12 protein-coding genes and 2 pseudogenes are annotated in these 11,309 nt (G+C 39.5%); 12 read left to right on the top strand and 2 right to left on the bottom strand.

Annotated features, from left to right (window positions below; translation table 11 throughout):
- The 4 genes and pseudogenes from F6K54_RS30335 to atpE form a co-directional block, all read left to right on the top strand.
- Positions 1-395: pseudogene (locus tag F6K54_RS30335) on the top strand (SAM-dependent methyltransferase); the annotation flags it as partial.
- A gap of 754 nt (positions 396-1,149) precedes the next feature.
- Positions 1,150-1,593 carry an ATP synthase subunit I gene (locus F6K54_RS30330; protein WP_293086170.1) on the top strand — a complete coding sequence of 148 codons (444 nt, stop codon included), beginning with the start codon at positions 1,150-1,152 and terminating at the stop codon, positions 1,591-1,593.
- A gap of 66 nt (positions 1,594-1,659) precedes the next feature.
- A complete protein-coding gene (gene atpB, locus F6K54_RS30325) occupies positions 1,660-2,409 on the top strand; it encodes a F0F1 ATP synthase subunit A (RefSeq protein ID WP_375339679.1) in 750 nt (249 codons plus the stop codon).
- Positions 2,410-2,755: 346 nt separating this feature from the next.
- Positions 2,756-3,001 carry an ATP synthase F0 subunit C gene (gene atpE / locus F6K54_RS30320; protein WP_011611801.1) on the top strand — a complete coding sequence of 82 codons (246 nt, stop codon included), beginning with the start codon at positions 2,756-2,758 and terminating at the stop codon, positions 2,999-3,001.
- Between the two features lie 96 nt (positions 3,002-3,097).
- Here atpE and F6K54_RS30315 read toward each other — a convergent pair whose 3' ends face one another.
- Positions 3,098-3,295 (bottom strand): hypothetical protein, encoded by a 198-nt coding sequence (locus tag F6K54_RS30315; protein WP_293086167.1) that lies wholly within the window; start codon positions 3,293-3,295, stop codon positions 3,098-3,100.
- 36 nt (positions 3,296-3,331) lie between these two features.
- On the opposite strand from F6K54_RS30315, the gene F6K54_RS30310 reads away from it, so the two are divergent.
- The 8 genes and pseudogenes from F6K54_RS30310 (at position 3,332) to F6K54_RS30280 (ending at position 10,011) form a co-directional block, all read left to right on the top strand.
- Complete coding sequence (locus F6K54_RS30310; RefSeq protein ID WP_293086165.1) at positions 3,332-3,817, top strand: F0F1 ATP synthase subunit B'; 486 nt, start codon at positions 3,332-3,334, stop codon at positions 3,815-3,817.
- Positions 3,818-3,908: 91 nt separating this feature from the next.
- Positions 3,909-4,442, top strand: a complete 534-nt coding sequence (locus tag F6K54_RS30305) for a F0F1 ATP synthase subunit B (RefSeq protein WP_287522620.1) — start codon at positions 3,909-3,911, stop codon at positions 4,440-4,442.
- The gene (gene atpH, locus F6K54_RS30300) at positions 4,439-4,984 is read left to right on the top strand and encodes an ATP synthase F1 subunit delta (protein ID WP_293086162.1); all 546 of its coding nucleotides are present in this window, start codon (positions 4,439-4,441) and stop codon (positions 4,982-4,984) included. The genes F6K54_RS30305 and atpH overlap by 4 nt, the downstream gene beginning before the upstream one ends.
- Before the next feature lie 186 nt (positions 4,985-5,170).
- Positions 5,171-6,688: a F0F1 ATP synthase subunit alpha gene (gene atpA, locus F6K54_RS30295; RefSeq protein WP_293086159.1), complete on the top strand. Its 1,518-nt coding sequence runs from the start codon at positions 5,171-5,173 to the stop codon at positions 6,686-6,688.
- Between the two features lie 220 nt (positions 6,689-6,908).
- Entirely contained in the window at positions 6,909-7,049 is a 141-nt protein-coding gene (locus tag F6K54_RS43265; protein WP_366558276.1) for a zinc ribbon domain-containing protein, read from the top strand.
- Positions 7,050-7,168: 119 nt separating this feature from the next.
- Entirely contained in the window at positions 7,169-8,116 is a 948-nt protein-coding gene (locus F6K54_RS30290; RefSeq protein ID WP_293086157.1) for a F0F1 ATP synthase subunit gamma, read from the top strand.
- Positions 8,117-8,898: 782 nt separating this feature from the next.
- Positions 8,899-9,442, top strand: a pseudogene (locus F6K54_RS30285) (RNA-guided endonuclease InsQ/TnpB family protein); the annotation flags it as partial.
- An 89-nt stretch (positions 9,443-9,531) separates the two neighbouring features.
- On the top strand, positions 9,532-10,011 hold the full coding sequence (locus tag F6K54_RS30280) for a hypothetical protein (RefSeq protein WP_293086154.1): 480 nt from the start codon (positions 9,532-9,534) through the stop codon (positions 10,009-10,011).
- Between the two features lie 90 nt (positions 10,012-10,101).
- Here F6K54_RS30280 and F6K54_RS30275 read toward each other — a convergent pair whose 3' ends face one another.
- Complete coding sequence (locus F6K54_RS30275; protein WP_293086152.1) at positions 10,102-10,959, bottom strand: pentapeptide repeat-containing protein; 858 nt, start codon at positions 10,957-10,959, stop codon at positions 10,102-10,104.
- Positions 10,960-11,309: the final 350 nt, after the last annotated feature.

Raw genomic sequence — 11,309 nt, 5'->3', positions numbered from 1 at the left:
CCGAGTTGCTTGAAAGAGTTGTTGGTTTAGACGAGCAAGAACGTTATCGTTTGATTGAATTATTAGACCCTCAGATTAGTCATTACGAGTTTTTTTTGGGTAGGCCAGTTTTACCCAGGATTGATTGGTCTGACGATCGCCTTCTATTAGCAGCAATACCTGAATTAAGCCCTTGTATTCAGGGATGGCCGAGCGAGAATATATTTGATGGTGACTATAAATTGGTAAATTTGTCAAGGGAAGAATATGAATTTCTCCAAGCTTGTGATACTAACTCTAACAGCCAATCTCCATCAACAGTAGGAGAAATATTAGCCAATGTACCAGTGGGATTAGAAATTGTGCGATCGCTTCAGTCCAGACTTTTGATTCTACTGACTATTGGTCCCACTTAAGTGATTTGATGGTAGTGCATAGAGAGTGTGGGGAGATGGGGGGATGGGGAGATTTTTAAGATTTGACACACCAGACGCGGTGACACGGGGACGCGGAGAGGGGAGATGGGGAGATGGGGAGATGGGGAGATGGGGAGGGAAGATGGGGAGATGGATTTGATATAAAATATCACTTCTAACTTTTAACTTCTAACTTTTAACTTTTGACTTTTGACTTTTGACTTTAGTGAATGGGGAGATGGGGAGAAATTAAAAAATATATATCTTCATCATTAGGCAAGCATTTCCAATAATAAAAAAATCACATCTTTTTGACTTTTGACAAAGGATACCTTGGCCCAAAGAACTAAATACATAGCAGTTGAAGGAAAGGTTAAGGCAGTTCAAAAGTTTAAAACCCAGACAAAGTAAGACTTTTCCTTCTTTCTTCTTCCTTCTGATATATCTTATGGTATGGGAACTTCAGCATGATATGATGATTTTTGGTATGTCTAGAAAGTAGGAGGCAGAAGGCACAAGATACAAATAGAGACTTTGATTATTATCAAAATAATTGGGTCGCGCTACCCCGCCGGGAGATAGCGAAATATTTTTGGAGGGTTGCTCAAAATCCCCTACTTCCCCTCCTGGGAGGGGTTAGGGGTGGGTTAACTTCTGACTTCTGACTTCTGACTTCTGACTTCGTTATGTCCAGCCATTATGTTTTGCTTGGTATACAAATAAGCCTGCAACTTGTGATCGGTATCTAAATTTTGTGAATTTATCTGATACACCACCAGAACCAATAACTGTTGACGATAGTAATACTCCAGAAGTTGACACTGCAGAAGCAGAACCAAATCCTTCAATGCAAGAGTATTACAAACTACAACAAGAATTATATGTAATCACCTTGACAATTACAGGTATAATATTTATCTTTGTCTGGGTTTTTTACTCCCTAAACATTGCTCTTAATTATTTGATAGGAGCAACTACAAGTGTGGTTTACTTAAGGATGTTAGCTAAAGAAGTTGAGAGTATTGGCGGGGATAAAAGAAGTGTAGGTAAAACCAGACTAGCAATATTTGTCGGGCTAATAATATTAGCAACTCAGTTAAATCAGCTCAAAATTTTGCCGATTTTCCTAGGGTTTCTGACTTACAAAGCAGCACTAATAATACATGTACTGCGAACCACCTTGATGCCAAACTCATAGCAATTCAAGCTAATTCTAACTCTTGAAAAATCCACTTGATATAAATCGGGAAGCCTGAGAATCAAAATGCTAGATATTTTGCATACTATTAACTATTTACCTCTGGCTGAACTAGAAGTTGGCCAGCATTTTTACTGGGAGCTAGGCAGCCTCAAAATACATGGACAAATTTTACTCACGTCCTGGTTTGTAATTGCCCTGATAGTCTTGGCTGCTTTAACAGCAACACTCAATGTGCAGCGAATTCCTAGTGGAATGCAAAATTTCATGGAGTACATCCTAGAATTTATACGCAGCCTCACAAAAGACCAGATTGGTGAAAAAGATTATCGCCCTTGGGTGCCATTCGTTGGTACTTTGTTCCTATTTATATTTGTGTCAAATTGGTCAGGAGCGCTAGTACCATGGAAAGTAATAGAACTACCTGCGGGAGAACTAGCTGCCCCCACAAGTGACATTAATACAACAGTGGCATTGGCACTACTGACTTCCATAGCATATTTTTATGCAGGTATCAGCAAAAAAGGCTTAGGATATTTTGCGGGCTATGCTGAACCAGTACCATTTATGGTCCCCTTTAAGATCATAGAAGATTTTACCAAGCCTTTGTCCCTAAGCTTCCGTTTATTTGGTAATATTCTTGCGGATGAATTGGTTGTAGGAGTGCTAGTTCTGCTAGTACCTCTATTTATTCCTCTACCACTAATGGTTTTGGGTTTATTTTTAAGTGCTATTCAGGCACTAATTTTTGCAACTCTAGCTGCTAACTACATCGGAGAAGCGTTAGAAGAACACGGCGCAGAACATCATGATTAAGAGTTAGGTAGGTAGTAGAAAAAAAATTTGCTTAAAAGTAACTCAAAGTCTGGTATTCTAAGCAGTGAGTGGGATGAATTATCGCCAGATTCACGGAAACTGGAGATGGTAGAGCAATAAGTCCCCCAAAACAACAAAACAAGTAAACTTCAGAGTTGACGAGTGATGTGAGATAAAAGCATGAAACTTGAACTTATTGAGTTTCGGATTTCACTTCAACCATCACATCAATTCATCAAAAAAAGTGACAATTGTGTATGTAATTGATTACGCAACAGTGTAATCAATATAGTTCTAGTCAGTCGTCAAGTTTGTACTTTAGGTTAAAAAAGGAAAGAGAATTATTATGGATCCATTGATTGCTGCTGCTTCCGTCGTTGCTGCTGCCTTAGCTGTAGGTTTAGGTGCGATTGGTCCTGGAATTGGTCAAGGAAATGCAGCAGGTCAAGCTGTAGAAGGTATTGCCCGTCAACCAGAAGCAGAAGGAAAAATTCGAGGCACATTATTGTTGAGTTTGGCATTTATGGAAGCTCTAACAATTTACGGTTTGGTGGTATCACTGGTGTTGCTATTTGCCAACCCCTTTGCATAAATAACCCTAATTATAGAAAATAGGGATTTTAGATTTTTGATTTTGGAGATCGAAAATCTAAAATCTTTAAAAAGCATTCAGCAGTTCAGCAGTTCATCAGTCAGCTTTGCGCATTTGCAGAGCATTCCGAACAGAAAGGGGATTTAAAGCAACCCCTAAAATTAAGCGACAAGCTAGAAGTTGGGGATGTTTTACCCAAGCTTTTCCTGGCGGAATGCTACGCAAACGGATACCTAAATTATATGGGCAAATTTTTAGGCTGATAGCTGATAGCTGATGGCTAGTTAAACCCAACCTAAACTATTGGGAACCACCTAAAAATTAGAGAAAATGATAAATTGGACAATATTACTAGCCGTTGAAGAAGTAGCAGAAAAGGGTGGTTTGTTTGACATTAACGCAACTCTACCCTTAATGGCAATTCAGTTTCTGATACTGGCTTTTGTCTTGGATAAAATTTTTTACAAACCACTGGGTAAAGCTATAGATTCTCGTGCAGATTATATCCGCGACAATCAAATTAAAGCACAAGAGGGTTTGGCAAAGACAAAAAAATTAGCTGAAAAATACGAGCAAGACCTAGCAGAAACTCGTAAAAAATCTCAAGCAATTATTACTGAAGCTCAAGCAACAGCTCAGAAAATAGTAGCCGAAAAAGTGGCTAAAGCTCAACAGGAAGCACAAGCCAAAAGAGAACAAGCAGCTCAAGAAATAGAAGAGCAAAAGCAAGCAGCTTTGCAACAGTTAGAAGCACAGGTAGACTCTTTGAGCCGCCAAATTCTAGAAAAACTATTAGGACCAGAATTGGTCAGATAGCCACAGAAAATTCCAGGTTGAAAAGTTGAGCTATTGATAATAACACTCAGCACACAACAAGATAATTTAAGGCTAACTATCAAAGGATATCATGGTAAATGTTTTATGGCTAGCCACAGAAGCTAGCGCAGAAGAAGGTTTCGGTTTAAACCTGGATCTTTTAGACACAAACCTAATTAATTTAGGGATTTTGATTGTAGTTTTAATTTATTTTGGGCGAGGCTTTATTGGGAAAATTCTTAGTGAAAGACGCGCCACTATAGAACAAGCAATCAAAGAAGCAGAAAAACGTCAACAAGAAGCAGCATCAGCTCTAGCAGCTCAACAACAAAAGTTGACCCAAGCTCAAGTAGAGGCCGAAAAAATTCTAGCCACTGCTGAAACAAGAGCACAGGAAGTCAAGCAAAAAATTGAGCAACAAGCAGAACAAGATATTGAGCGGATGAAAGCTACTGCTAGCCAAGAGATGGACTCTGAAAGAGATAAAGCAATTGCCCAACTGCGCTCAATTGTAGCATCTAAAGCATTGGCACAAGTAGAATCTCGCCTCAAAGAAACTTTAGATGAGAACGCCCAGCAACAATTAATAGATCGTAGTCTGGGGTTATTAGGAGGTCAATCATGACTGTAATTGCTGGTGAAATTGTAGAACCCTACGCAGCAGCTCTAATGTCCTTGGCTAAATCGAAAGACCTTGCCGAGAGGTTTGGGGAAGATATACGTTCCCTGCTTAATATTATGGATGAATCCCCAGAATTGAAGCAATTTATGGGAAATCCAATTATTAAACCAGAAGACAAAAAAGCAGTGCTGCAACGCATGATGGGCGATCAAGCCGATCCCTATATGCGTAATTTTTTAATGCTGCTAGTTGATAGAGGTCGGATTATTTTTCTAGAAGAGATAGGGAAAAAATACCTAGCACTATTGCGAGAACTAAATCAAACTGTTCTGGCAGAAGTGACCTCCACAGTAGAATTAAACGAAGACCAAAAAAATACAGTCCGCGAACGAGTCAAATCAATGACTGATGCCAGGGATGTAGATATTGAAACCAAAATCGACCCCAGCTTACTCGGTGGTGTCATTATCAAAATAGGCTCTCAGATAGTTGACTCTAGTCTGCAAGGACAACTACGCCGAATTGGCAATAGCCTCAAATCTTGAAGAAGGCAGAAGGCATCTCCCCCTACCCCCCAAGCAGGACTGTTTCACTTTCGATAGACACGGGGACGCGGAGACACGGAGACACGGGGATGGAGGCTTTTAATCATAAATTAAAAGTGGACTTTTCACCCAAAAAAGATAATTCACTCATTTTTTGTAATAAAGACTGGACAATAAAAAAGAAAAATGGTATCAATCAGACCTGACGAAATTAGCCAAATTATTCGCGACCAAATAGAACAGTATGACCAAGATGTCAAAGTATCTAACGTTGGTACTGTTCTACAAGTGGGTGACGGAATTGCCAGGATTTATGGCCTAGACAAGGTAATGGCAGGAGAACTGGTAGAGTTCTCAGATGGCACAGTAGGTATTGCCCAAAACTTGGAAGAAGATAACGTAGCGGCAGTATTGATGGGTGAAGGCCGGGAAATTCAAGAAGGATCTGCCGTAACTGCTACAGGTAGAATTGCTCAAGTGCCAGTAGGAGAGGCAATGATTGGCCGGGTGGTAGATGGTCTCGGAAGAGCTATTGATGGTAAAGGAGATATTCAAACCGATGACAGCCGTCTGATTGAATCTCCAGCTCCAGGAATTATCGATCGCCGTTCTGTTTGTGAACCTATGCAAACAGGTATCACCGCGATCGATTCCATGATTCCTATCGGTAGAGGCCAACGGGAATTGATTATCGGAGACAGACAAACAGGTAAAACAGCGATCGCCATTGATACTATCATCAACCAAAAAGGCGAAGATGTTGTCTGTGTATATGTAGCTATTGGTCAAAAAGCTTCTACTGTAGTTCAGGTAGTAAGTACCCTTGAGGAAAAAGGTGCAATGGACTACACCGTTGTAGTAGCTGCTAATGCTAGTGATCCTGCAACCCTCCAATACTTGGCTCCTTATACTGGTGCAACTATTGCTGAATACTTTATGTATAATGGCAAAGCAACTCTGGTAATCTATGATGACCTTTCAAAGCAAGCTCAAGCTTATCGCCAGGTATCTTTGCTACTGCGTCGTCCACCAGGTCGTGAAGCATATCCAGGAGATGTATTCTATCTCCACTCCCGTCTCCTAGAAAGAGCTGCTAAACTGAATGATGATTTAGGTGGAGGCAGTATGACTGCTCTACCAATTATTGAAACTCAAGCTGGTGACGTTTCTGCCTACATTCCTACCAACGTTATCTCTATTACTGACGGTCAAATCTTCCTCTCCAGTGACTTATTCAACGCAGGTTTCCGCCCAGCAGTAAACGCAGGTATTTCTGTGTCTAGGGTGGGTTCTGCAGCTCAGACTAAGGCCATGAAAAAAGTTGCTGGTAAAATTAAGCTAGAGCTAGCACAGTTTGCTGAATTAGAAGCTTTCTCTCAATTTGCTTCAGACTTGGATAAAGCTACCCAAAACCAACTGGCAAGAGGTCAGCGCTTGCGGGAGATTTTGAAACAACCTCAAAATTCACCTCGCTCTCTTCCCGAGCAAGTAGCAGTGATTTATTCTGGTATTAATGGTTACTTGGATGATATCCCTCTTGAGAAGGTGGCTAAATTTATTTCTGGTTTACTGGATTACTTGAACAACAGTAAGCCCAAGTTCGGTGAAATTATCAACACTGAAAGGGTACTTACTGATGATGCTCAAACGGTGTTAAAAGAAGGTATTACTGAGTATAAGCAAACATTCTTGGTATCTGCTTAAATTAGTTAAACTGTCGAGAAGCCTCACACCATAATTTTCAATTTGGTGTGAGATGAATCGGCGGTAAGCGTAAAGTCTGATTGCGGAGCTAGGCGCGTAGTTTTTCGATCTGCAAAAAGGGCGGTGGGGCATCCCGTCCTTAAAGCTCGCTCTTGTCCGATGCAATAGCAGGACTGCGAAGCGAGAAGCCCACACTAACCATTTGGTATAGTGTGGGAGTATGTCACCTGAGAGAGTGTTTAAGTGCGAACATTGCAATTTTAGCTGTGATCGAGACTTAAATGCAGCGTTAAATTTAGCTATGGCGGGCAGTTCGTCCGTGTCAGCCTGTGGACTGGACAACGCCGACGTTGCCAGGTAGAAGCAGGAATGGAACAGATAATCATAGATTTATATAGATTATCGTAGGTTTCTAAGAACGGTTGAGAGTTCCCTTCTTCTTTCTTCCTTGTTACTTCTTACTCCTTCCTATACAAAATTATGCCTAATTTAAAAGCTATTCGCGATCGGATCAATTCGGTCAAAAACACTAAAAAAATTACAGAAGCAATGCGCCTAGTGGCCGCTGCCAAAGTACGTCGTGCCCAGGAACAAGTGATTAACACTCGGCCCTTTGCTGACCGCCTTGCTCAAGTTTTATACGGACTTGCTGAACGTTTACAATTTGAAAGTGTAGATTTACCCTTACTAAAACAAAGGGAAGTTAAAACAGTAGGGTTATTAGTCATTTCTGGAAATCGTGGTCTGTGTGGTAGCTATAACAGCAGTATCATTAAACGTGCAGAAATCAGAGCTAGTGAACTAACACAGCAAGGAATCGATTATAAATATTTGTTGATTGGACGTAAAGCAATTCAATATTTCCAACGTCGAGAAGCTCCGATTTTAAACACCTATGATAATCCTGAAAAAATTCCTACAGCTAATGACGCTTCTGCTGTTACTGATGAAGTACTTGCTGCTTTTCTCTCAGGAACAATAGATAGAGTAGAGTTGGTTTATACCAAATTTATTTCACTAATTAGCTCTCAACCTGTGATTCAAACTCTCTTACCTCTCGATCCTCAAGGGTTAGAAGTTCAAGATGATGAAATTTTCCGTTTAACTACTAAAGGTGGTAACTTTGAAGTATCACGGGACAAAGTAACAGCACCTACTAAAAGCTTTCCCCGGGATATGATTTTTGAGCAAGACCCAACTCAAATTTTAGAAGCTCTCTTGCCATTATTTTTAACTAACCAGTTATTGAGGGCCTGGCAAGAATCATCTGCTAGTGAGTTAGCATCTCGGATGACAGCAATGAGTAATGCTAGTGATAATGCTAGTGAATTAGTTGGTACATTAACTCTTTCTTATAATAAGGCTCGGCAAGCTGCTATTACTCAAGAAATTCTGGAAGTTGTGGGTGGTGCTAGTGCTTTAGAATAATCAGCTAATTTGGAAAATTCTATCAAAAATTGAGCTTTGAGGACTCCCGGTATAATCTCCGATTTACCGGGAGATGAATCGTGACTAAACAAATAATAAGCACTCCATTCAGATAGAATTATGATATAATCCACATCCCGCACGTCAATTTGTAACATTAAAAGTAGTATAAAGATACTGTCTTTGCTAAGTATTTATATTGTATAAATTATCTTCATTAACCTTTCTTAAGAGTCAAATTTTTGGGAAAATATTAAGCATAAATGCTCAATTATATTGTTAATTACCGAAAAGCGACGTTGAAGGCCCCCGTGTTTTAACCGGGGGATGAAAACAAGCGAATCCTTTAGACTAGACAACTTTAGTTGTCCTGTGATATTATTACCTAGAATAACTTTTCAGCCTGCCCGTTTCAAATGTACTGTTGTCAGCAAGTTTTAGTAGGTAAAAATCCTGAATTAATTCCCATTTTAACATTCTTGTGCGAACAGTCTCACAAATTCACTAACAGGAAAAAGAATAAAGCGTGGTTTGTATAGAAGTAGTAATAATTGGTTAATTAATGCAGACTGTAACGGGGCTGCAAATATAATCGCAAAAGTAAGCCGCAAAGCAGTAGGGGCGATTCGCGAATCGCCCCTACTTAAGCCGACTGTGTAGGGGCACAATGAAATTGTCCCCAGAGAGTGTATTTCAGCTAAGAAAAAACGAAGCAACATGGATTTATCCTGTTGCGTAGTATCAACTTAGAATCCCCGTGACTTAAGTCCGGGGAGTAGTCAATGAAACGTAGATTAAAGTTAAAATCATCCAGTTCAGCAAATCGACATAAACTTAACCAGAAGATAGCCAGACTTCATCAAAAAATCTCAGACACCCGAAAAGACTTTCACTTTCAACTAGCTTATCATTTGTGCGACCAAGGGGGGGATGATATTCGTTGAAAACTTAGACTTGAGAACCTGGGCCAAAGGAATTTTAGGAAAATATACTTTAGATGCAGGGTTCGGTCAATTCTTCAATATTTTGGCTTGGGTATGCAGGAAACGAGGGATTTATTTCGGCAAGGTAGACTACAGATATACCAGTCAAATTTGTCCGAATTGTAGAGCGCATAAAGGTAAAAAAGATCTGTCTGAACGCAAACATAAATGTCCTGAATGCCAATACGAAATAAACCGTGATGTAGCAGCAGCAAAAGTGATTTGCCATCGAGGTGTCACTACAGTCGGGCAGATAGTGGAGCAAATTGACTGTGTAGGGGTACTGTCGGGGGTTGTTTTCAATCTAGATAAGTGCCACTCAAGCAGTAAACCTAAATCGTGAGGTTTGGGAATCTCCCGTTATAATCTTCGTAACGGAAGAGGATGTCAATCTAAATTCTAGGAAATTAAAGAAAAGCAGGAGGCTTGGGCATGGCTACAAATGAAGAATTATCTTGGGAATGTGGAATGGGTTTCTATGTACCAATTTTAAATGATGGAGAGTTAGTGGGCATTTGTAAACCTGAATATGCCGAAGAAATTCTAGAAGTTATGAATGAGCAGGAAAGACTACGCAAAGCTTTGAGACTAGCTTGCTTAGATTTACTGCGACGGGTGGGAGGAAAAAGAAGCAGAGTCAATGACTTAATGCAGAAGTATATAGCTCTGGCCGAACGACCTAAATATGGACCAAGAGCGGTTGCCCTGTTGCTGCGAGAAAGGCAAGAACAATTACAAGTTAGTGGCCATGAATTTATTAAATTCTGTGATATTCATAAAATCTCTCCCGAACAGCTCAAGGATATTTACGCAGGCAAGGCAGTGGATACAAACTTAGTAGGACCTATAGCAAGAATTTTAGGCAAAACTAACAATGAAGTACAAGAAATACTAGAAGGTCCTAGCGAATAATATTGTAATTAGTTATTAGCACTCAGTTCTCAAAAATAAATAGTACTTATACTGTTGTAGTATATAGTTAAAAAACTAAAAATATCAAGGTTAATCTTGATAATTAACTTTACCATTAGGCATAATTGTTTCCTGAAGATTAGCCTCAGAAAGGTTAATATCATTAATCAAAGCATCCGTAAGATTAGCTTTATTTAGGTTAGCACCTCTCAAATCAGCACCTCTCAAATCAGCTCTAATTAAGATAGCTTTACTTAGATTAGTTCCTCGGAAATAAACCCCCTTCAAATTTGCATCTAGCAAATTAACTTTTTTGAGGTTTGCAAACCTCAAATCTGCTTTATAAAGATTTGCTTCCTTTAAAGAAGCATTTGATAGATGAATTCCACTAAGATGAGCTTCAATCAGATTAGTTTTGTCTAAATTAGCCTGATAAAAATAAGCCCCAATCAATTCAGCTTTATGGAGATTAGCATGACTAAGATTAGCATAACTGAAGTTAGTTTCGATTAAATTTGCTCTTGCTAGGTTGCTTCTTCTCAGGTCTGCTGAAGTAGCGTCAGCATATCGACAAATAACATTTTGTAAATCAGTTCCAATCAAGTTTGCATTCACTAAATCAGCATCTATTAAGTTAGCCTGTCTGAGATCGGCAGAAATTAAATTAGTATATCTTAAGTTAGCTCCCTGAAGATTAATAGAAGTAAGGTTAGCATGAATTAGTTGAGCTGAAGTTAAATTAGCACCACTACAGTTAGCTTTTTTTAATTGAGTTAAACAGAGATTAGCCTCTGTTAAATTTACTCCTTGGAAATTAATATTTTGCAGGTTAATATTTCTGAGGTTGGCATTAGTAAGGTCTGGTTGTATGTGTAGATTTTTATGTCTCCATTCATTCCATGAAATTATACCCCGATTAAGTAGGGCTAGATATTCTTTATTTGCCATTTTTTGTTAGATAATTTCTTAGAGATATTTATATATTTCTGCTATGGAGTAATAGCTATAACTTACAATTATTATATTATCAAAAAATGACTCTAGAAATGGTCAGCGTACTATGACACAACCTACTTAGGGTTTGCTCAAAAAGTCTTATGGGTGAAGGTAGGAGACAGGAGACAACCCACCCCTCGCCCCTCCCCCTCCCAGGAGGGGGAAAGGAGGAACGGGGAATTTGGAGGAGGTAGGAGCGGGCGTTTTGTCCCAAGATTGTTCTGCCCAACTCTTGAGCAAAATCCTGAATTTTTGAACCATTACCACCTAAAACCTCGCACTTTTTCCAGACCTAAAATTAC

The sequence above is a fragment of the Okeania sp. SIO3B5 genome (assembly GCF_010692555.1).
In the GTDB taxonomy this organism is placed as follows: Bacteria; Cyanobacteriota; Cyanobacteriia; order Cyanobacteriales; family Microcoleaceae; genus Okeania.
Note: the sequence above shows the minus strand (reverse complement) of the source record. Positions and strands in the feature narration are given on the sequence as shown.